Annotated in this window: 25 protein-coding genes; 23 read left to right on the top strand and 2 right to left on the bottom strand. The window is 71.9% G+C overall.

Features of this window, described 5'->3' with window-relative positions:
- Positions 1-2: 2 nt before the first annotated feature.
- The 20 genes from AB0J55_RS43150 (at position 3) to AB0J55_RS43245 (ending at position 16,127) form a co-directional block, all read left to right on the top strand.
- Entirely contained in the window at positions 3-1,055 is a 1,053-nt protein-coding gene (locus AB0J55_RS43150) for an aldo/keto reductase (protein ID WP_364263065.1), read from the top strand.
- A gap of 164 nt (positions 1,056-1,219) precedes the next feature.
- Complete coding sequence (gene hrcA, locus AB0J55_RS43155; protein WP_364263068.1) at positions 1,220-2,245, top strand: heat-inducible transcriptional repressor HrcA; 1,026 nt, start codon at positions 1,220-1,222, stop codon at positions 2,243-2,245.
- 31 nt (positions 2,246-2,276) lie between these two features.
- Positions 2,277-3,443: a molecular chaperone DnaJ gene (dnaJ, locus tag AB0J55_RS43160; RefSeq protein ID WP_364263071.1), complete on the top strand. Its 1,167-nt coding sequence runs from the start codon at positions 2,277-2,279 to the stop codon at positions 3,441-3,443.
- A gap of 2 nt (positions 3,444-3,445) precedes the next feature.
- Positions 3,446-4,198 (top strand): 16S rRNA (uracil(1498)-N(3))-methyltransferase, encoded by a 753-nt coding sequence (locus AB0J55_RS43165; protein WP_364263074.1) that lies wholly within the window; start codon positions 3,446-3,448, stop codon positions 4,196-4,198.
- Positions 4,199-4,434: 236 nt separating this feature from the next.
- Positions 4,435-4,803 carry a histidine triad nucleotide-binding protein gene (locus AB0J55_RS43170; RefSeq protein WP_364263077.1) on the top strand — a complete coding sequence of 123 codons (369 nt, stop codon included), beginning with the start codon at positions 4,435-4,437 and terminating at the stop codon, positions 4,801-4,803.
- A gap of 86 nt (positions 4,804-4,889) precedes the next feature.
- On the top strand, positions 4,890-5,957 hold the full coding sequence (locus AB0J55_RS43175) for a PhoH family protein (protein ID WP_364263080.1): 1,068 nt from the start codon (positions 4,890-4,892) through the stop codon (positions 5,955-5,957).
- Positions 5,954-6,514 (top strand): rRNA maturation RNase YbeY, encoded by a 561-nt coding sequence (gene ybeY / locus AB0J55_RS43180; RefSeq protein WP_364263083.1) that lies wholly within the window; start codon positions 5,954-5,956, stop codon positions 6,512-6,514. Before AB0J55_RS43175 ends, ybeY begins: the two co-directional genes overlap by 4 nt.
- A gap of 9 nt (positions 6,515-6,523) precedes the next feature.
- Positions 6,524-7,867, top strand: a complete 1,344-nt coding sequence (locus tag AB0J55_RS43185; protein WP_364263086.1) for a hemolysin family protein — start codon at positions 6,524-6,526, stop codon at positions 7,865-7,867.
- Positions 7,860-8,198 (top strand): cytidine deaminase, encoded by a 339-nt coding sequence (locus AB0J55_RS43190; RefSeq protein ID WP_364263089.1) that lies wholly within the window; start codon positions 7,860-7,862, stop codon positions 8,196-8,198. Before AB0J55_RS43185 ends, AB0J55_RS43190 begins: the two co-directional genes overlap by 8 nt.
- The gene (gene era / locus AB0J55_RS43195) at positions 8,195-9,091 is read left to right on the top strand and encodes a GTPase Era (protein ID WP_364263092.1); all 897 of its coding nucleotides are present in this window, start codon (positions 8,195-8,197) and stop codon (positions 9,089-9,091) included. Before AB0J55_RS43190 ends, era begins: the two co-directional genes overlap by 4 nt.
- Before the next feature lie 189 nt (positions 9,092-9,280).
- Positions 9,281-9,652, top strand: a complete 372-nt coding sequence (locus tag AB0J55_RS43200) for a CD225/dispanin family protein (protein ID WP_364263095.1) — start codon at positions 9,281-9,283, stop codon at positions 9,650-9,652.
- Between the two features lie 26 nt (positions 9,653-9,678).
- Positions 9,679-10,026 carry a CD225/dispanin family protein gene (locus AB0J55_RS43205; protein ID WP_364263098.1) on the top strand — a complete coding sequence of 116 codons (348 nt, stop codon included), beginning with the start codon at positions 9,679-9,681 and terminating at the stop codon, positions 10,024-10,026.
- Positions 10,026-10,481 carry a DUF2752 domain-containing protein gene (locus AB0J55_RS43210; RefSeq protein ID WP_364263101.1) on the top strand — a complete coding sequence of 152 codons (456 nt, stop codon included), beginning with the start codon at positions 10,026-10,028 and terminating at the stop codon, positions 10,479-10,481. Before AB0J55_RS43205 ends, AB0J55_RS43210 begins: the two co-directional genes overlap by 1 nt.
- 116 nt (positions 10,482-10,597) lie before the next feature.
- A complete protein-coding gene (locus AB0J55_RS43215; protein WP_364263104.1) occupies positions 10,598-11,644 on the top strand; it encodes an RDD family protein in 1,047 nt (348 codons plus the stop codon).
- A 61-nt stretch (positions 11,645-11,705) separates the two neighbouring features.
- Entirely contained in the window at positions 11,706-12,182 is a 477-nt protein-coding gene (locus AB0J55_RS43220) for a CD225/dispanin family protein (RefSeq protein ID WP_364263107.1), read from the top strand.
- A gap of 57 nt (positions 12,183-12,239) precedes the next feature.
- A complete protein-coding gene (gene recO, locus AB0J55_RS43225) occupies positions 12,240-13,001 on the top strand; it encodes a DNA repair protein RecO (RefSeq protein WP_364263110.1) in 762 nt (253 codons plus the stop codon).
- Positions 13,002-13,042: 41 nt separating this feature from the next.
- A complete protein-coding gene (locus AB0J55_RS43230; protein WP_091315980.1) occupies positions 13,043-13,858 on the top strand; it encodes an isoprenyl transferase in 816 nt (271 codons plus the stop codon).
- Positions 13,855-14,280, top strand: coding sequence for a YbjN domain-containing protein (locus AB0J55_RS43235; protein ID WP_364263114.1), 426 nt, complete (start codon positions 13,855-13,857; stop codon positions 14,278-14,280). Before AB0J55_RS43230 ends, AB0J55_RS43235 begins: the two co-directional genes overlap by 4 nt.
- A gap of 120 nt (positions 14,281-14,400) precedes the next feature.
- Complete coding sequence (locus AB0J55_RS43240) at positions 14,401-15,414, top strand: permease (protein WP_364263117.1); 1,014 nt, start codon at positions 14,401-14,403, stop codon at positions 15,412-15,414.
- Positions 15,411-16,127: a TIGR03943 family protein gene (locus AB0J55_RS43245; protein WP_364263120.1), complete on the top strand. Its 717-nt coding sequence runs from the start codon at positions 15,411-15,413 to the stop codon at positions 16,125-16,127. Before AB0J55_RS43240 ends, AB0J55_RS43245 begins: the two co-directional genes overlap by 4 nt.
- A gap of 139 nt (positions 16,128-16,266) precedes the next feature.
- On the opposite strand, the gene AB0J55_RS43250 is transcribed toward AB0J55_RS43245, so the two are convergent.
- Complete coding sequence (locus AB0J55_RS43250; protein WP_364263123.1) at positions 16,267-16,680, bottom strand: Fur family transcriptional regulator; 414 nt, start codon at positions 16,678-16,680, stop codon at positions 16,267-16,269.
- Positions 16,680-17,036, bottom strand: a complete 357-nt coding sequence (locus AB0J55_RS43255; protein WP_364263126.1) for a metalloregulator ArsR/SmtB family transcription factor — start codon at positions 17,034-17,036, stop codon at positions 16,680-16,682. Before AB0J55_RS43255 ends, AB0J55_RS43250 begins: the two co-directional genes overlap by 1 nt.
- A gap of 274 nt (positions 17,037-17,310) precedes the next feature.
- Between AB0J55_RS43255 and AB0J55_RS43260 the strand changes: the two genes are divergently transcribed.
- From AB0J55_RS43260 to AB0J55_RS43270, 3 genes are all read left to right on the top strand, one after another.
- Positions 17,311-18,399, top strand: coding sequence for a hypothetical protein (locus tag AB0J55_RS43260; protein ID WP_364263129.1), 1,089 nt, complete (start codon positions 17,311-17,313; stop codon positions 18,397-18,399).
- Complete coding sequence (locus AB0J55_RS43265) at positions 18,400-19,041, top strand: class F sortase (protein ID WP_364263132.1); 642 nt, start codon at positions 18,400-18,402, stop codon at positions 19,039-19,041.
- Between the two features lie 80 nt (positions 19,042-19,121).
- Positions 19,122-19,775, top strand: coding sequence for a class F sortase (locus tag AB0J55_RS43270; RefSeq protein ID WP_364263135.1), 654 nt, complete (start codon positions 19,122-19,124; stop codon positions 19,773-19,775).
- Positions 19,776-19,799 lie beyond the last annotated feature (24 nt).

A 19,799-nucleotide genomic window follows, 5' to 3' on the forward strand; every position in this document is an offset into this window, starting at 1 on the left:
AGATGGCACTCACCCTCGACACCTACCGGCTGCTGGGCCGGTCCGGGCTGCGGGTGTCCCCGCTCGCGCTGGGCACGGCAACCTTCGGCACCGAGTGGGGCTGGGGCGCGGAGAAGGAGGAGGCGCGCAAGCTCTTCGACACCTACGTCGAGCGCGGCGGCAACTTCCTCGACACCGCGAACACCTACACCGACGGCAGCTCGGAGCGCCTGCTCGGCGAGTTCGCCCGCGGGCGCCGCGAGAGCCTGGTGCTGGCGACGAAGTATTCGACGCTGCGCACGCCCGGTGACCCGAATTCCGGGGGCCCGCACCGCAAGAGCCTCTTCGCCTCGGTGGAGGCCAGCCTGCGGCGGCTGGAGACGGACTACCTCGACCTGCTTCACCTGCACGTGTGGGACTTCACGACGCCGGTGGAGGAGATCCTGCGCGGACTCGATGACCTGGTCCGCCAGGGCAAGGTCCGGTACGTGGCGATGTCGAACGTCCCGGCCTGGGAGGTGTCCCGGATGCAGGCGATCGCCGACCTGCGGGGCTGGTCGCCGCTGATCGCGCTGCAGGTCGAGTACAGCCTGATCCGGCGGGACGCCGAGCGCGACCTGATCCCGATGGCCCGGGCCCTCGGGCTCGGGGTGACGCCGTATTCACCGCTGGCGGGCGGCCTGCTCACCGGCAAGTACAGCCGCGCCGACCTGGACCCGGGGGAGACCGGGACCCGCAAGAGCTTCAACGCCGGCCTGGGCATGGTGACCGAACGGAGCCTCGCGATCGCCGAGGTGGTCAAGCAGGTCGCCGCCGAGCTGGGCGGCACCCCCGCGCAGGTCGGCCTGGCCTGGACGCTGCGGAACCCGGCGGTGACGGCGCCGATCGTCGGGGCCCGCACCCCGGCGCAGCTCGAGGACAACCTGGGCGCGCTGGCGGTCGGCTTGACGGAGTCGCAGCTGGCCCGCATCGAAGAGGTGGCCGCGATCGAGCTCGGATACCCGCACGACGTGCTCGCCGGTGACCACCTCCGCACGGTGACCCGCGGGGAGATGGTGATCGACGCCCGCCGCTGACCGGCGAGCGGGGCGCACCGGCAGGCCCCCACCGGCCGGCCGGAGACGCGCCGTCTCCGGCCGGCCGGAGAGCAGTTCCCGCCCCGCACGGCCCGCGTTGAGCGCGACCGGCTCAGGCTTACGTAAACTCGGATCGAGCAGCGAGCGAGGTAGGTGAGGAACCGGTGGCCAACGCGGAGGAACGCCGCTTCGACGTGCTGCGCGCGATCGTGGCCGACTACGTGTCCAACCAGGAGCCCGTCGGGTCCAAGGCGATCGTCGAGCGGCACAACCTGGGTGTGTCGAGCGCCACCGTGCGCAACGACATGGCGACGCTGGAAGAAGAGGGCTACATCACCCAGCCGCACACCAGTGCCGGCCGCGTCCCGACCGACAAGGGGTACCGCCTCTTCGTCGACCGGCTCTCGGAGATCAAGCCGCTGAGCGCCGCCGAACGCCGGGCCATCACCACCTTCCTCGACAGCGGCACCGATCTCGACGACGTCCTGAAGCGCTCGGTCCGGCTGCTCGCGCAGCTGACCCGGCAGGTCGCCGTCGTCCAGTACCCGATGCTGACCAACGCCAAGGTGCGGCACCTCGAAGTGGTGCCGCTCACCCCGGCGCGGCTGATGCTGGTGCTGATCACCGACAACGGGCGCGTCGACCAGCGCACGGTCGACCTCGGCGACGTCGTCACCGAAGAGGACGTCGCCCGGCTCCGCAGCGTGCTCAACGCGGCCATGGCCGGACGGCGGCTCAACGACGCTGCGGCCCGCGTCGCCGAGCTGCCCGACAAGTCGCCCGGCGAGCTGCGGGACGCGCTCATCCGCGTCACCACGGTGCTGGTCGAGTCGCTGGCCGAGCACCCGGAGGAACGCCTGGTGCTCGGCGGCACCGCGAACCTCACCCGCAACGTCGCCGACTTCCCCGGCTCGCTGCGGCAGGTCCTCGAGGCGCTCGAGGAACAGGTCGTCGTGCTCAAGCTGCTGGCCGCCGCGCGCAACCCCGGTGCGATCACGGTGCGCATCGGTGAGGAAAATGAAGACGAGCAGATGCGCAGCACCTCGGTCGTCTCGATCGGCTACGGCCGCGACGACGTGGTGCTCGGCGGCATGGGGGTGGTCGGCCCGACCCGGATGGACTACCCCGGCACGATCGCCGCGGTGCGGGCGGTCGCCAACTACGTGGGGCAGATCCTGGCCGGCCGCTGAGCCGGGCAGAGCAGAAGGAGAAGCAGAGACGGTGGCGAGGGACTACTACGGCATCCTCGGGGTGGCCAAGAACGCGAGCGATCAGGAGATCAAGCGCGCGTACCGGAAGCTGGCCCGGGAGCTGCACCCCGACGTCAACCCGTCGGACGACGCCCAGCACAAGTTCGCCGAGGTCACCACGGCTTACGAGGTGCTGTCGGACCCGCAGAAGCGCAAGATCGTCGACCTCGGCGGCGACCCGATGGACAACGGCGCGCGCGGCGGGGGCGGTGGCGACCCGTTCGCCGGCTTCGGCGGCCTCGGCGACATCATGGACGCCTTCTTCGGCGCGGCCGGCGGTGGCGGCGGGCGCGGGCGTGGCCCGCGCAGCCGGGTCCAGCCCGGCTCGGACGCCCTGATCCGGCTGGGCCTCACCCTCGAGGAGTGCGCGACCGGCGTCGACAAGGAAATCGCCGTCGACACCGCGATCGTCTGCGACCTCTGCCGCGGCGCGGGCACCAGCGAGGGCACCTCGGTCAAGACGTGCGACACCTGCGGCGGCGCCGGCGAGGTCCAGTCCGTCCAGCGGTCGTTCCTCGGCCAGGTCGTCACCGCCCGCCCCTGCCCGGTCTGCCGCGGCTTCGGCGAGGTCATCCCCGACCCCTGCCGCCAGTGCGGCGGCGACGGCCGCATCCGCGCCCGCCGCAACGTCACCGCGAAGATCCCGCCGGGCGTCGGCGACGGCATGCGCATCCGGCTGTCCGGCCAGGGCGAGGTCGGCCCCGGCGGCGGCCCGGCGGGCGACCTCTACGTCGAGATCGACGAGACCCCGCACGAGGTCTTCGTCCGGCAGGGCCACGACCTGCACTGCAACTTCCGGATCCCGATGACCACGGCCGCGCTCGGTGCCACGGTGCCGATCTCGACCCTGGTCGACGGCGATTACGAACTCGACGTCGAACCGGGCACCCAGCCCAACGCCGAGCTCGTCCTCACCGGCAAGGGCATGCCGCGGCTGCGGTCCTCCGGCCGCGTCGACGGCCGCGGCGACCTGCACGTCCACATCGACGTCGTGGTCCCGACCAAGCTCGACGACGCCCAGCGCGAGCTGCTCGTCGAGCTGGCCCAGCAGCGCGGCGAAGAGGTCCCGACGCTGGCGTCCAACGGCACCAAGCACGGCGGGCTGTTCTCCAAGCTCCGCGCCAAGAACCACCGCTGACCGTGCCCGACACCACCCTGCCGGTCTTCCTCGCCGCGTCGGTCCCGGCGTCGGGCCGCGCGGTCCTCGACGGCGAGGAAGCCCGGCACGCGGCCACCGTCCGCCGCCTGCGCGTGGGCGAGCGGCTGGTGCTGTCCGACGGCGCCGGCGCGATGGCGCGGTGCGTCGTCGAGTCGGTCCAGGCCGGGCGTGACGCCTTGCTCGCCTTGTCGGTCGAGGAGTTCTGGACCGAGGAGCCGCCCGCGCTGCGGGTCCTGGTCGCGCAGGCGCTGGCCAAGGGCGATCGCGGGGAACTCGCCGTCGAACTCGCCACCGAGGCCGGCGTCGACGCGATCGTGCCGTGGCGGGCCGCCCGCAGCGTCGCCAAGTGGGAGGACGGCGGCCGCGGCGACAAGGCGCTGGCCCGCTGGCGCGCGACGGCCCGGGCGGCCGCCAAGCAGGCTCGGCGCGCGCACGTCCCGGACGTCACCGAGCCGGTGACCACCGGGGAGCTGGCCGGCCTCGTGGCGACGATGTCCCTGGCGATCGTGCTGGAGTCCGACGTCCCCGACCGGCTGACGGACCTGCCGCTGCCCGGCACGGGGGACGTCCTGCTGGTCGTCGGCCCCGAGGGCGGCGTCACGGACGAGGAACTCCGCACGCTGCGAGACGCCGGAGCGCGGGCCGTGCGGCTCGGGACGACGGTCCTGCGGACATCGACGGCCGCCGCGGTGGCGCTGGGCGCGCTGGGAGCCCTCACGACGCGGTGGCGGTGAAAGATCACCTAAAAAACCGGCCTCATTTTGCGCCCAGTTATGGCGCGATCACACTCCGACCCGTTACTCTCGTTTACTAACGCACCACTCATCGTTTCGGTGCGCCACTGGGAAGACACAGACTCCGCCGGGCACCTCCCCCCTCGGTCCGGCGGGCCGCCGCGGTTGCGGTAGATCGACCCCCAGGGTCTACCGCGCCGCGGCATCTCAGTTCCCGCGGTCGATAAGGTGCTCGCATGAGCGAAACCGAGGCCGACACCCTCTTCGAACGGATCATCGCCGGCGAGATCCCGGCCGATGTCGTCCACCAGGACGAAACCACCTTCGCTTTCCGCGACATCCAGCCCCAGGCCCGGGTGCACGTGCTCGTCGTGCCGCGGAAGCGGTACCGGAACGTGGCCGAGCTCGCCGCCGCCGACCCGCAGCTGCTGGCCGATGTCGTGGCCACCGCCCGCAAGGTCGCCGAGGCCGAGGGGATCCTCGAGAGCGGGTACCGGGTCGTCTTCAACACCGACTCCGATGCCGGGCAGACCGTCTTCCACGTGCACGCCCACGTTCTCGGTGGTGAGCCGCTCGGGTTGTTCGGGGCTCCTCAGGAGGACTAGGGAAACCGGCCTGCGTCCTGTCGGTGGGTGCCAGTAGCATCGGTGGGGTCCGTTCTCCCTCACCGAGAAAGCAGGCCTGAGGCCACGTGGCCGGAACCGTACCGGGTGGTGCCGCCCGTCCCGACGTCCCCGGGGACGTCGCCAAGACCGAGGATGCCGCCGTCCAGGCTGCGCAGTCCCGGTTCCCCATCCCCGACGCCGCCGCGCTCAGCCTGCTCGGGTCCCGGGACGAGAACCTGCGCGTCGCCGAGGAACTCCTGGCCGCCGACGTGCACGTGCGCGGCAACGAAGTCACCCTGACCGGCACGCCCGCCGACGTCGCGTTCGCCGAACGCGTCTTCGCCGAGCTCGTGCAGCTCGCCACCGGCGGCCAGCAGGTCGGGCCCGACACCGTGCGCCGCACCGTCGGCATGCTCTCCACCGGAGACGCCTCGCCCGCCGAGGTGCTCAGCCTCAACATCGTCTCGCGGCGCGGCAAGACCATCCGGCCCAAGACGCTCAACCAGAAGCGGTACGTCGACGCCATCGACAAGCACACCGTCGTCTTCGGCATCGGCCCCGCCGGTACCGGCAAGACGTACCTGGCGATGGCGAAGGCCGTCCAGGCGCTGCAGGCCAAGCAGGTCACCCGGATCGTCCTGACCCGCCCCGCCGTCGAAGCCGGCGAGCGCCTCGGGTACCTGCCGGGCACGCTCAACGAGAAGATCGACCCGTACCTGCGGCCGCTCTACGACGCGCTGCACGACATGGTCGAGCCGGAGTCGATTCCGCGGCTCATGCAGGCCGGGACGATCGAAATCGCACCGCTGGCCTACATGCGCGGCCGCACGCTCAATGACGCCTTCATCATCCTCGACGAGGCCCAGAACACCACGCCCGAGCAGATGAAGATGTTCCTCACCCGGCTCGGCTTCGGGTCCAAGATCGTCGTCACCGGCGACATCACCCAGGTCGACCTGCCCAGCGGGCAGCGCAGCGGCCTGCGCGTCGTGCGCGACATCCTCACCGGCGTCGAGGACCTCCACTTCGCCGAGCTCACCAGCCAGGACGTCGTCCGGCACAAGCTCGTCGGCGACATCGTCGACGCCTACGAGAAGTGGCAGGCCGTGCAGGACGCCCAGCAGAACGACGGCTGGAAGGGCAACCGGCGTTGAGCATCGAAATCGCCAACGAGTCCGGCGTCGACGTCGACGAGACGTCCATCGTCTCCGCCGCCCGCTACGCGCTCGACAAGATGGAGGTCAGCCCGCTCGCCGAGCTGTCCATCCTGCTCGTCACCCTCGACGTCATGGAAGACCTCCACGAACGCTGGATGGACCTCCCGGGCCCCACCGACGTGATGGCCTTCCCGATGGACGAGCTCGACTCCTCCCGCCGCCCCGACGCGCCCGACGCGTCACCGGCGCTGCTCGGGGACATCGTGCTCTGCCCGGCGTTCGCCAAGGACCAGGCCAAGACCGCCGGCCACTCGCTGATCGACGAGCTGCACCTGCTCACCGTGCACGGCTGCCTCCACCTCCTCGGCTACGACCACGCCGAACCCGCCGAGGAACGCGAGATGTTCGCCCTCCAGAAGCGCATCCTCGGCGAGTACCAGGACGCCGTCGCCGCCCTGGACAAGCGGGACGCCCAGCGCAGCACCGACGACCGTGTCCTCGGCATCGCCGGCCTCGAGGCCCCCGCCGAACCACCCGCCGGGGAAACGCCCTAGGCGTCAGCCATGGAACAGCTCTTCTTCGCGATCGCGCTCGTCCTCCTGGCCGGCGTGTTCGCGGCGGCCGACGCGGCCATCAGCACCGTCTCGCAGGCCCGGGCCGACGGCCTCGCCCGGCTCGGGCTGCCCGGCGCCCGGCACCTCGCCGCCATCGTCGCCGAACGGCGACGGCACATCAACCTGCTGCTCCTGCTCCGCCTCGGCTGCGAGCTCACGGCGACCGTGCTCGTCACGGTGTTCGTCGGCACCCGGCTGGCGCCGCTGGGCCTCGCCGTGCTGGTCGCCGCGGTCGTGATGGTCGTCGTCAGCTACGTCCTCATCGGCGTCGGCCCCCGCACCCTCGGCCGCCAGCACCCGTACCGCATCGGCCGGTACGTCGCCGGGCCCGTCCGGGTCCTCGGCTCGGTCCTCGGCCCGCTGTCGCGGCTGCTCATCCTCATCGGTAACGCCATCACCCCCGGCCAGGGCTTCCGCGAAGGGCCGTTCACCTCCGAGGTCGAGCTGCGCGAGCTCGTCGACCTGGCCCAGGAACGCGGCGTCGTCGAGGACTCCGAACGCGAGATGATCCACTCGGTGTTCGAGCTCGGCGACACCGTGGCCCGCGAGGTCATGGTGCCGCGCACCGAGATCGTCTGGATCGAGCGCACCAAGACCGTCCGGCAGGCCCTCGCGCTCGCGCTGCGCACCGGGTTCACCCGGCTGCCGGTGATCGACGAGTCCGTCGACGACATCGTCGGCGTCGTCAACATCAAGGACCTGATGACCGGCTACCTCGACCCCGACGGGCCGAGCACGGTCGTCGACTCCGTGATGAACCAGGCGTCCTTCGTCCCCGACTCGAAGCGCCTGGACGAGCTGCTCAAGGAGATGCAGCGCTCGCACAACCACATGGCGATCGCCGTCGACGAGTACGGCGGCACCGCGGGCCTGCTGACCATCGAAGACGTCCTCGAGGAGATCGTCGGCGAGATCACCGACGAGTCCGACGCCGACGAGCGCCCCGAGGTCGAGGAGCTCGACGGCGGCGCGGTCCGCGTGTCGTCCCGGATGACCGTCGACGACCTGGGCGAACTGTTCGGCATCGACCTCGAAGACCACGACGTGGAGACCGTGGGCGGGCTGCTCGCGGAACGACTGGGTAGGGTCCCGCTGCCGGGGGCCGAAGCCGAGGTCGCCGGCCTTCGGCTGTTCGCCGAAGGGGGCAAGGACCGGCGCGGCCGCATGCGGATCACCTCCGTGGTCGTGCACCCGGCCGACGCCGAGGCCATGACGGACCCCGTCGACCGGACGCGCCGCCGCACGCGCCTGCCCCACCCCGACGAACGCGACAGGAGCGTCGAACATGCCTGACCTCGAGGCCGAGGACCGGAAACTCGTCACGCTGGCCCGGTCCTCGCGCGCCCGCATCCAGGCTCCCGAAGGCGCCGCGGTCCGCGACACCGACGGCCGCACCTACGCCGCGGGCACGGTCGACCAGCCGTCGTTCAAGCTCACCGCGCTCCAGGCCGCGGTCGCCGCCGCTTTGTCCAGCGGCGCCGAGGGCATCGAGGCCGCCGCTGTCGTCAGCGGCGATGTGCTGCTCAAGGAGGCGTCCGTGCACGCGGTGCGCGACATCGCGAAGGACGCCCCGATCATCCTCGCCGACCCGCAGGGCGAAGTCCTCCAGGTGCTCGGCCGATGACCGGGCACCGTTCCGGCTTCGCCTGCTTCGTCGGCCGGCCCAACGCCGGCAAGTCGACGCTGACCAACGCCCTCGTCGGCACCAAGGTCGCGATCACCTCCAGCAAGCCGCAGACGACCCGGCACGCGATCCGCGGGATCGTGCACCGCGAGGACGCCCAGCTCGTCCTGATCGACACGCCCGGCCTGCACCGCCCGCGCACCCTGCTCGGCGAGCGGCTCAACGACATCGTGCACACGACGTGGTCCGAAGTGGACGTCGTCGGCTTCTGCGTCCCGGCGAACGAGAAGATCGGGCCCGGCGACAAGTTCATCGCCGCCGAGCTGCAGAAGATAGCCAAGCGGACGCCGGTCATCGGCATCGTCACGAAGACCGACCTCGTCCAGCCCCAGCAGGTCGCCGAACAGTTGCTCGCGCTGCAGCAGGTGATGGAGTTCGCCGAGCTCGTCCCGGTGTCCGCAGTGGACGGCTTCCAGGTCGGCACCCTGGCCGACCTGCTGGTCCAGCGGCTGCCCGAGGGCCCGCAGCTCTACCCGGGCGGCGAGCTCACCGACGAGCCGGAGCAGACGCTGGTCGCCGAGCTGATCCGCGAGGCGGCGCTGGAAGGCGTCCGCGACGAGCTGCCGCACTCGATCGCCGTCACCGTCGAGGAGATGCTGCCCCGCGAAGGCCGCGACGACCTCGTCGACGTGCACGCGTTCCTCTACGTGGAACGGCCCAGCCAGAAGGGGATCATCCTCGGGCACAAGGGCGAACGGCTGCGCGAGGTCGGTGCCACCGCCCGCAAGAACATCGAGGCGCTGCTCGGCTCGAAGGTCTACCTCGACCTGCACATCAAGGTGGCCAAGGAGTGGCAGCGCGACCCCCGTCAGTTACGCCGGCTGGGCTTCTGACCGGCTCCTTCGCCGCGCGGGGGAGGATCAGCGGAATTCCTGGTCTCGATTCGGTCGCGGCGGGAGCAATCACCGGACGCGCGGCCACGCCGACCCCTACAGTCGCGGCTTCGACCACACCGCGGCCGGTCGGGGAGGCAGCGGACCCGGTGGTCGTCTGTGGAGCACGACGAAGGGGAACAACCGATCATGACCGACAGCCAGGGCATGCCCAACTACCCCGGCGACCAGCCGAACCAGCCCGGCGGGCAGCCGAACTACCCCGGCGGGCAGCCGGGTGGCTACCAGCCGGGCCCGCCCCCGAGCAACTACCTCGTGTGGGCGATCCTCACCACGATCCTCTGCTGCCTCCCGTTCGGCATCGTGTCGATCGTGCAGGCCACCAAGGTGAACGGCCTGTGGGCGCAGGGCCAGACCGCGGCCGCGCAGCAGGCGGCCGACTCCGCCAAGAAGTGGGCGATCATCGCCGCGATCGTCGGTGTCGTGCTCAACGTGCTGTGGATCATCCTGCTGATCTCGGGCGCGTTCGCGTTCAACGCGACGGTGCCTTCGCGATACTGACGTAACCGAGCAGCAGGAGGAACCCGGTGACCGACCAGTACCCGCCGCCGTACCCGCCCCCGGGCGGGCCGCCACCCGGCTACGGCTACGGCTACCCGCCCAACTACGGGCCACCGCCGGACAACAACATGGTGTGGGCGATCCTGAGCACCGTGTTGTGCTGCCTGCCCCTGGGCGTGGTCGCGATCGTGAAGGCCAGCCAGGTGCAGTCGCTGTGGTTCCAGGGTTTCCACGCCGAGGCGCAGAAGGCCGCCGCCGACGCCCGCAAGTGGGCGATGTGGTCGGCCATCTCGGTCGGGATCCTCCTGCTGCTCTACGTCGTCGTGTTCGTCGTCATCCTGGGCATCGGCGTCTCGTCGGCGGGGTTCCGGTAGTGACGGCCCCGACCGTCTACACCGGAATCCCCGCCCGGGGGGCGAAGGAGAAGCTGCGGGCGCTCGCCCCGCCGCTGGCCGTCGTGGCCGGGCTCGGCGTGTGCAGCGTGGTGGTCTGGGTCGGCGACCCGACCACCCCGGGCGGTTTCCTGCCGCTCTGCCCGACCAAGGCCATGTTCGGCATCGACTGCCCGGGCTGCGGCGGCATGCGGATGGCGTACAGCCTGATGCACGGCGACATCCCCGCGGCCCTGCACTACAACGCCGTGTCGTTCGCCTTCGTGTTCCTCTTCGTGTGGAGCATGGCCGCGTGGACCCTCGGGCGGCTGCGGGGCCGCGCGATGAACAGCTGGCTGCACTGGCGGTGGACGCCACTCGCGTTCACCGTCGTGTTCGTCGTCTGGTTCGTCATCCGCAACCTCCCGTTCGCCCCGTTCACCGGCCTGCGCGTCTGAGCCGCAGCCTGAGCAGCGCGGCCGCGGGTGTACCGAGTACGCTCCCGCGGACCGCGCCGTACGTCCGGGGTCCTGCACGGGACGCGCGGCGGAGTGACCAGCGAGGGGGAGACCCAATGACCGATCCCTACGGTCAGCAGTCCTTCGGGCAGCAGCCCGGTGGCCAGCCGTTCGGACAGCAGCCGGGACAGCCGCCGTACGGGCAGCCCACGCCCTACGGCCAGCCGGCGCCGTACGGGCAGCCGGCGCCGTACGGGCAGCCGGCGCCGTACGGCCAGCCCGCGCCGTTCGGCCAGCAGGGCAACCCCTTCGGCCCGCCGCGCAACTACGCGAGCTGGGGCCAGCGCGCCCTCGGCGCGCTCATCGACTTCGGGCCCGTCGTCCTGCTGTACGCGATCATCATCCCGCTGTCGTTCAGCGGGAACGCCGGTTCGATGCTGAGCCTGCTCGTCGCGCTCGCCTGGATCGGCTGGTGCGTCTACAACCGGTGGATCCAGCAGGGCAACACCGGTCAGTCGCTCGGCAAGCGCGTGGCGAAGATCAAGCTGGTCCGCGAGGACAGCGGGCAGCCGGTCGGGGCCGGTACGGCGTTCGTGCGCGATCTCGCCCACGTCGTCGACAACGTCATCTGCTACGTCGGCTGGCTGTGGCCGCTGTGGGACGACAAGTCCCAGACGCTCGCCGACAAGATCATCGGCACCGTCGTGGTCAACGCCGACGACGCGGCCGCGCCGTTCGCGCCGCAGAGCGCGCAGTCGTTCGCCGGCGGGTTCCCGTCGCCGGGTCAGCCGGGCCAGCCGGGCCAGTTCGGCCAGCCCGCGTCCGGTGGCTTCCCGCAGCAGCCGCAGTCCGGCGGGTTCGAGCAGCAGTCGGCACCGGGTGGCTTCGGCCAGCCGCAGCCGGGCGGGTTCGGCCAGCCGCCGTCCTCCGGTGGCTTCGGCGCCCAGCCCCCGCAGCCGCTGGCCCCGCCGCCGGGCGGCGGGGCGTTCGACGAGCAGGCCGAACGCACCCAGATGCTGCGCCCGGGCTCCGGGAGCGGTCCGGCCTTCGACGAGCAGGCCGAGCGGACGCAGATGCTGCGCCCGGACGTCCCCGGTGAATCCGAAGCGACCCAGAAGATCCAGCCCGGCCAGTTCGGGCAGCCGCCGAACGAGCAGCGCTGATTTTTTCCGCACCCGCCGGGGTTTCCCGGCGGAAGTTCACGAACAGTTGGGGTACGACGTCATGACCAATCCCTACGGCCAGCAGCAGCCCTACGGCCAGCAGCCGCAGCAGCCCGGCTACGGCCCGCCGTCCGGCGGCGTGCCCGCGCCCTACGGCCAGCCCGCGCCGTACGGCCAGCCTGCGCCGTACGGGCAGCCCGCGCCGTACGGCCAGCCGCCCACCGGTGGCTTCGGTGCGCCCGGCTACGGCGCCCCGGGCTACGGCATGCCCGGTGGGGGCGACATCAACCAGATCAAGGACTACAAGGGCTGGGCGATCGCCTCGCTCTTCCTCGGCGGCATCATCCTCGGGATCTTCGCGATCATGAAGTCCAACGAGGTCGGCACGTACAAGATGCAGGGCAACTACATGATGGCGGAGCAGGCGTCGCGGACGACCAAGACGCTCTGCCTGGTCTCCTCGATCCTGGGCGGCCTCAGCTGCGTCCTGGTCCTGTTCGCGTTCCTCATCCCGCTGATCGCCTACGGCGTTTCCTGAGCCCGTTTCCGCGGGGCGCTCCACCCCGGCATCACCCCGAAGTGGGACGATGTCGGGGTGGTGAACCTCTACCGCGACACCGGGGTGGTGTTGCGCACGCACAAGCTGGGTGAGGCCGACCGGATCGTCACCCTGCTGACCCGGCGGCACGGCAAGGTCCGCGCCGTCGCGAAGGGCGTGCGGCGCACCTCCTCGCGCTTCGGGGCGCGGCTGGAGCCGTTCGGCCACGTCGACGTGCAGTTCTACACCGGCCGGACGCTCGACGTGATCACGCAGGTCGAGACCGTCGACGCGTTCCAGCTGCCGCTGGTCGCCGACTACCAGAGCTACACCGCGGCCAGCGCGATCGCCGAAACCGCGGACCGCCTCTCGGCCGAAGAGGGCGAGCCGGTGCTCAAGCTGTACCTGCTCGTCGTCGGCGCGCTGCGGGCGCTGGCCGAGGGGCAGCGTGACTCCTCCCTCGTGCTCGACGCGTTCTTCCTCCGCGCGATGTCCTACGCCGGCTGGGCGCCCGCGCTCACCGAATGCGCCCGCTGCGGCCTGCCCGGCCCGCACGTCGCGTTCAGCGTCCCCGCCGGCGGCTCGATGTGCCAGGACTGCCGCGTCCCGGGGTCCGTGCACCCCGCGCCCGAGGTCCTGGACCTGCTCACGGCCCTGCTGCACGGCGAATGGGCGATGGCGGAGTCGACCCTGCCCGGCACCCGCCGCGACGCGAGCGGCCTGGTCGCGGCCCACCTGCAGTGGCACCTGGAGCGGCAGCTGAGGTCCCTGCCCCTGGTCGAGCGACGCGCCCGGGAGAGGGTGGCGCCCACGCAGTAGGGTCGGGCCCGATCGGTATCACCCATCCAGGGAGGCTCGCAGTGCTGCGCAGGGGACGCGAGAACAAGGCGTCGCGATACGAGCTGCGGGCCCCGGATCCGCACCCGTCCGGCGCGAAACCCCCGGAGATCCCGCGCGAACTGGTGCCGAAGCACGTCGCGCTGGTCATGGACGGCAACGGGCGCTGGGCCAACCAGCGCGGCCTGCCGCGGATCGAGGGGCACAAACGCGGCGAAGCGGTGATGATCGACGTCGCCAGCGGGGCCGTCGAACTCGGCGTCAAGTGGCTCTCGGTGTACGCGTTTTCGACCGAGAACTGGAAGCGCAGCCCCGAAGAGGTGCGGTTCCTGATGGGCTTCAACCGCGACACCATCCGCCGCCAGGTCGACTACCTCGGCTCGATCGGCGTGCGCATCCGCTGGGCCGGCCGCCGTCCCAAGCTGTGGGCGTCGGTGATCAAGGAGCTGCAGGCGGCCGAGGAGAAGACCAAGCACAACACGGCGCTGAACATGACCATGTGCGTCAACTACGGCGGCCGCGCCGAGCTGGGCGACGCGATGCAGCGGATCGCGCAGGACGTCGCCGCGGGGAAGCTGAACCCCGACAAGGTGAACGAGAAGACCATCGGGAAGTACCTGTACCAGCCGGAAATGCCGGACGTGGACCTGTTCCTGCGGCCCTCGGGCGAGCAGCGGACGTCGAACTTCCTGTTGTGGCAGTCGGCCTACGCCGAGATGGTCTACCAGGACACGCTGTTCCCGGACTTCGACCGCACCCACCTGTGGCGGGCCTGCCTGGAGTTCGCGAAGCGGGACCGCCGCTTCGGCGGTGCCGTCGACCAGGCGGCTTCTTCGTGAGCGCCACCGAAGCGGTCGAAACCGCGGAGCTGCTGACGCGGGCCCGGGAGGCCCTGGAGCGCTACCTCGAGGTCCACGTCGACGACGACGGCGCCCTGACGTTCTCCCACGGCGGCGTCCCCTGCGTGATCCAGGCGACCCGGCTCGGCGAGGGCCTCACGGTGCTCACGCTGACCTGCGTGGTCGGCTGGGACCTGGTGGATGCGCCGGAGTTGTCGATCGCCGTGGCCGAGCGGGCGGGGCAGGGGCTGTTCGGCACGCTCGGGATCGGGCATTCGGACAACGGCGCCGACGTCACGCTGCGGTACGCGTTCCCGGCGGCCGGGCTGGACGAGGCGGCGCTCGGGACGTTGCTGATGCTGGTCGTGTCGACGGCCTCGCAGCTGCGGACCGATTTGCCGGGAATCGGGCCCGGCGACTGACCCGTCCGGGGTGGATTTCCCGCCGCGAACGGAGAATTCCGTACCGAAACGGACCGTGATCCTCCGTTCGCGGCCCGTGCGGGTCTCTCCCTGCCGGACGACCCTGGCATCATCGCCGTCGTGAACATCGTTTCCGACACCGAAGCCGAGCCCGGCCGGCGCACCCGCCGGTTCCGGATCAGCTCGGTCGAAGTGCTGTGCGCGATCCTGCTGGTCGCGATCCTCGCGCAGGGCTGGCTGCAGCAGGTGTTCGACGTGCCCGCGTTGCGCACCGGCTCGACGGTGTTCGTCGCCGTCTGCGTGCAGGCGCTGCCGTTCCTGGTGCTGGGCGTGCTGATCAGCGGGGCCATCGCCGCCTTCGTGCCGGCCCGCGTGCTGGAGAAGGTGCTGCCGCGGCGGGCCGGCGCGGCGGTCGGTGTGGCCGGGCTGGCCGGGGTCGCGCTGCCGGGCTGCGAATGCGCTTCGGTGCCGGTGGCGCGGCGGCTGATGGGGCAGGGCGTGGCCCCGGCGGCGGCGCTGACGTTCCTGCTCGCGGCCCCGGCGGTGAACCCGGTGGTGCTGGTGGCGACCGCGGTCGCGTTCCCCGGCAAGCCGGAGATGGTGCTCGCGCGGTTCGCCGGCTCGCTCGCCACGGCGATGGTGATGGGCTGGCTGTGGGCCCGCTGGGGCAAGCTCGAATGGATCACCGCCCGGGCGCTGCAGCGGCTCCCGGACGTGGCGGGCGGGCAGCGCTGGCGGGTGTTCGCCGAGACCGCCCGGACGGACCTGGTCGAGGCGGGCGGGTTCCTGGTGCTGGGAGCCCTGATCTCGTCGGCGCTGAACGTGCTCGTGCCGGCTCGCTGGTTCGGTGTGCTGGGCGACCAATTGGTGCTGGGCGTGGTGGTGATGGCGGTGCTGGCGGTGGTGCTGGCGCTGTGCAGCGAGGCGGACGCGTTCGTGGCGGCGTCGCTGACGGCGTTGCCGCTGCTGCCGAAGCTGGTGTTCCTGGTGGTGGGCCCGGCGATCGACGTCAAGCTGTTCGCGTTGCAGGCGGGGACGTTCGGCCGGTCGTTCGCGGTGCGGTTCGCGCCGGTGACGTTCGTGGTGGCGGTGGCCTGCGCGCTGGGGGCCGGATTCCTGGTGGGGGTCGTGTGAAACGGGAAACCCAGAACATCCTGCTGATCCTGCTCGGCGGGGCACTGGTCAAGATCGCGGTCAACGGCGACTACCTGCGGTACGTCAAGCCGGCGCAGCAGCCGTGGGTCATCGCCGGCGGCGCGGTGATGGTGCTGCTCGGCGCGGTCGCCATCGTGCGCGACCTGCTGGCGCGGCGGGCCGTTCCCGGCGACCACGACGGCCACTCGCACTCGGCGCGCCCGGCCTGGCTGCTGCTGGTGCCGGTGCTGGCGGTGTTCCTGGTCGCGCCACCGGCCCTGGGCGCGGACTCGGTGATCCGCACGGAAGCCCGGGTCCCGGCGAGCGCGGCGGCGGCCAACGCGGCGGCGTTCCCGGCCCTGCCGGCGGGCGATGTGGTGCCCCTGTCGGTCAACGAGTTCGTCAGCCGTGCGGGCTGGGACGCGGCGGGCACGCTCAACGGCCGCACGGTTTCGCTGACCGGTTTCGTGGTCCACACGGAAGGCAGCACGCTGCTGGCGCGCCTGGTGATCAGCTGCTGCGCGGCGGATGCGTTCCCGGTGACGGTCCGCCTCCGCGGCGGCGAAGCCGACCACCTCGCCAGCGACGCCTGGATCCAGGTGACCGGCCAGGTCGTCCCGGGCACGGCCACGAAGGCGAGCAACTACACCCCGGACTTCACCCCGGCCTCCCTGACCACGGTCCCCACCCCCAAGGACCCCTACGAATACTGAACCGCCCGCACCCAGAAGGTCGGCTCGCGTACCCAGGGAGTCGGTTCGCGTACCCGGAGGGTCGGCCGGTGCCGGAAGCCGAACCGACCGTCCAGGTACGCAAGCCGACTGTGCAGGTACGCGAGGCGGCTGTTGGGGGTCAGTGGTCGGCGCAGGTGCCGGTGATCTCCACCGTGTGGGAGATCTCCGAGAAGCCGTGCTCGGCCGCGATCTTCTCCGCCCAGCGCTCCACCGCCGGGCCCTCGACCTCGACCGTGCGGCCGCAGAGGCGGCACACCAGGTGATGGTGGTGGTGCGCCGAACACCGGCGGTAGATCGCCTCGCCCGAATCCGTGCGCAGGACGTCGATCTCGCCGGCCTCGGACAGGGACTGCAGGGTGCGGTATACCGTCGTCAGGCCGATGCCGTCGCCGCGTTTGCGCAGCTCGTCGTGGAGTTCCTGGGCCGAGCGGAAGTCGTCGACGGTGCTCAGCAGCTCGACGACCGCGGCCCGCTGCCGGGTCGATCGGCGCCCGGGCACCGGGGCCTGGCTGCGCGACGCGGCGGGGTTCATCACTTTCCTTCCTGCACGTGGGCGACGGCGTCGACCACGATGTGCGCCAGGTGGTCGTCGGCGAGCCGGTAGACGACCTCGCGGCCGCGGCGCTCGCCCTGGACCACTCCGGCCGTCTTCAGCACCCGCAGGTGCTGGCTGATCAGCGGCTGCGCGACGTCGAGGGTGTCGACCAGCTCGTGCACGCACCGATCGCCCTCGCGCAGCTGCAGCACGATCGCGATCCGGACCGGCGCCGCCAGCGCGCGCAGCAGGTCACCCGCGTCGCCCAGGACCGCGGGCGAGGGGCGGGCCGGGGACGCCGGCGTGCACTCCGCGAGCCCCGGCCGGCCGTCGCTCCCGGTCACCGTCGCCATTCCCGCCTCCCGCGCGCTCGTCCGCCGCCTGCGACCATGAATTCCGTAGTCATTGCCGATAACGGCGACGCCCATCCTAGTGTTCCCCCGGTCGAGACCTCCGCTTCGGCGCCGAGCTGCGGGATACGGCCGGTCGTATTACCCCATCCGGGTGAGTTCGTGGGATATTGGCCCTTCGGCTTCGCATGCGGTGGCCGACGGTGCAAGGTTGTCGCGGAGAGTTTCGTCGCTTCTCGTACGCTGACGACCCGCCTGAGCAGAGCAGTGGGGAGACATGAGGCGTTTCGTGACGAGGGCGGTCGCCGTGACGGCCGTGGTGTTCCCCCTGGCCGGAGTGGGTGTGGCCGGGGCGCAGAGCCAGGCCGTCGACGAGACGGCCGGCCCGGTCTCGTTCGCGAACATCGCCTCGGTGCGGATCGGGACCGAAGGCCAGCGCGGCGGCGCCCTGATCACCGAAACGCAACGATCCCCGCTGCTGCCCGGCCAGTCGAAACTCGGCGCGGACCGCGTCTCGGTGCCCAAGGACGACGGCGAGCGCGCCACCTTCGGCGGCCACTACCAGATCGACCTCGGTCGTTACAGCGCGTCACAAAACCCGTATCCGCCGGGTGTTCCGAGCCGGGACCACAACGTCTTCGCCGCGCTCCAGGCCACCACCGTGCCCAACGCCGTCGCGGAGACGAACTACGCGCTGCGCGACACCTGGCAGGGTGGGGCCCGGCCGGTCGACAACACCGTGCTCGTCCTGGAGGGCGCCAAGACCTCGGTCGACTGCACGGCCCCGGCGAAACTTTCTTCGGCGAGCTCGGTGACGCGGCTGTGGGTGCGCCAGGCCGGCGGCGGCCTCGGCATCGTCCCGATGCCCGGCGGCGACGCCGGCCTCCAGCTGTCGAACCTCCGGCTCGGCCCGCCCGGCGACATCGCGAACGCCGACCGCTCGACGACGGTCTCCGACCTCAAGCTGACCCGGGTGGCCACCTTCGACCAGCTGATCCGCCAGGACGGCTGGCGCGGGGGCGACTTCACCGCCGTCGCCGGCTGGCGGGCGGAGATCACCACCCACGTCAAGGACGCCCAGGGCGCCGCGCTGCAGGACGTGAAGACGACCATCGTGCTCGGCGGGGTCAGCTGCTCGGTGCCGAAGGGGTTCGTCGCGAAGGCCGCCGTCCCGGCCGGCGGCGCGACGGCCACCCAGGCCCCCGTGCCGACCCAGGTCCCGGCCGGCTACCTGGGTGCGGCCGCGCCCGCCACGGACAGCGACGGCTCGCGCGTCCCGCTCGGCCTCGGCCTGCTCTTCGGCGGGGTGTTCTTCGCCGCCGTCGCGCTGCTGCTCGGCCGGCGGCGCAAAACCGGGACGGACTAGGTGCTGCGCACCGCGCTGGCCGCCGTCTCGGCGGCGCTGGCCGTGGCCGCCTTCGCGGCCGGGATCATCGTGCTGACCTGGCTGCCGCCGGCCACCACGGCACCGGCCGCGGCCCCGCCACCCGGCGCGCTGCCGGGCGAGAACGCCGCGCCGGCCATGCTGCCCGCGGACAGCGAATCCGCCGCGCAGCAGCGGCCGGGCACGGTGCGCCTGCCCGACGGCGCCACCGCCCGCCTGGTCCGCACCGAACTCACCGGCACCGGGGTGCTGCCGATCCCGCGCGGTCTCGGCGACGCCGCCTGGTGGGGCGCCAAGCTGGGCGCGGCGCAGGGCGCGGCCCTGCTGTCCGGGCACGTGAACTGGGAGGGCCGGCGCGGGCCGTTCGACGAGCTGTGGCGGATGCGCCAGGGCGACGAGGTCAGCGTCGCCGACGCGCGCGGCGGCCGGTGGGTCTACCGCGTGGACGACGTCGTCACGGTGCCGAAGGAGCTCCTGCCGGCCCAGGCCGCCCGGTGGTTCGGCCAGGACGGCCCGCACCGGCTCGTGCTGGTCACCTGCGGCGGCGACTACGTCGGCGGCACCGAGGGCTACGACGAGAACCGCCTGGTCACCGCCCGGCTGGTGACGCGCCCCGGCGGCTGATCGGATTCCGGTGCAACCTCCTGCGCCCGTCGCGGCATGCCTGTCCGTGCACTGCCCCAGACAGCGAAGGAGCACAGCACATGCAGGACCGGAACCCGGCGGAGCCGAAGAAGAACTCCGGCCGCTGGTGGATCGTCGGCGTCGCCGGGGCGTTCGTGGTCGCGGCACTGGTCGTGACCCTGCTCGTGTTCACCGGAAAGGATGAACCCGCCGTCGCGAACGGCGCCGGCACGCCCGTTCCGGCCGCGAACCAGCCGGCGCCGCAGAGCACCGCGCAGGACACCGGGCGAGACCCCGCGCAGCTGTCCCTGCCCGGCGGTGGGACCGCGAAACTGGTCCAGGAGGACCTGGACGCCGCGGGCGCGCTGAAGATCCCGGAGGGGCTCGACGAGGCCGCCTGGTGGGGCGCGAAGCTGGGGGCCGACCACGGTGTCGCGCTGCTGTCGGGGCACGTCAACTGGAAGGGCAAGAAGGGCCCGTTCAACGAGCTCTGGCAGGTCAAGCAGGGGCAGGAGGTCAAGCTGACCGACGCCGCGGGCGGTGCCTGGGTGTACCGGATCGACGCGACCGAGACCGTCCACAAGTCGGACCTCGCCGGCCGGTCCGAGCAGCTGTTCGACCCCGACGGGCCGCACAAGCTGCTGCTGGTCACCTGCGGCGGCGAGTACGTCGGCGGCAGCGAAGGGTACGAGGACAACCGCGTCGTGACGGCGTCGCTGGTGTCGCGGCCGTAGGCTCACCTGCGCGAAAAGGGGTGG

Origin of the sequence: Amycolatopsis sp. NPDC049688, assembly GCF_040674975.1 — a bacterium.
Lineage (GTDB): Bacteria > Actinomycetota > Actinomycetes > Mycobacteriales > Pseudonocardiaceae > Amycolatopsis.

Excerpts from the sequence above, each read along its gene's own strand:
- AB0J55_RS43150 (WP_364263065.1), top strand. The coding sequence starts at position 3 with ATGGCACTCACCCTCGACACCTACCGGCTGCTGGGCCGGTCCGGGCTG.
- AB0J55_RS43170 (WP_364263077.1), top strand. The coding sequence starts at position 4,435 with ATGAGCGAAACCGAGGCCGACACCCTCTTCGAACGGATCATCGCCGGC.
- AB0J55_RS43185 (WP_364263086.1), top strand. The coding sequence starts at position 6,524 with ATGGAACAGCTCTTCTTCGCGATCGCGCTCGTCCTCCTGGCCGGCGTG.
- AB0J55_RS43190 (WP_364263089.1), top strand. The coding sequence starts at position 7,860 with ATGCCTGACCTCGAGGCCGAGGACCGGAAACTCGTCACGCTGGCCCGG.
- era (WP_364263092.1), top strand. The coding sequence starts at position 8,195 with ATGACCGGGCACCGTTCCGGCTTCGCCTGCTTCGTCGGCCGGCCCAAC.
- AB0J55_RS43200 (WP_364263095.1), top strand. The coding sequence starts at position 9,281 with ATGACCGACAGCCAGGGCATGCCCAACTACCCCGGCGACCAGCCGAAC.
- AB0J55_RS43215 (WP_364263104.1), top strand. The coding sequence starts at position 10,598 with ATGACCGATCCCTACGGTCAGCAGTCCTTCGGGCAGCAGCCCGGTGGC.
- AB0J55_RS43220 (WP_364263107.1), top strand. The coding sequence starts at position 11,706 with ATGACCAATCCCTACGGCCAGCAGCAGCCCTACGGCCAGCAGCCGCAG.
- AB0J55_RS43250 (WP_364263123.1), bottom strand. The coding sequence starts at position 16,680 with ATGAACCCCGCCGCGTCGCGCAGCCAGGCCCCGGTGCCCGGGCGCCGA.
- AB0J55_RS43255 (WP_364263126.1), bottom strand. The coding sequence starts at position 17,036 with ATGGCGACGGTGACCGGGAGCGACGGCCGGCCGGGGCTCGCGGAGTGC.
- AB0J55_RS43260 (WP_364263129.1), top strand. The coding sequence starts at position 17,311 with ATGAGGCGTTTCGTGACGAGGGCGGTCGCCGTGACGGCCGTGGTGTTC.
- AB0J55_RS43270 (WP_364263135.1), top strand. The coding sequence starts at position 19,122 with ATGCAGGACCGGAACCCGGCGGAGCCGAAGAAGAACTCCGGCCGCTGG.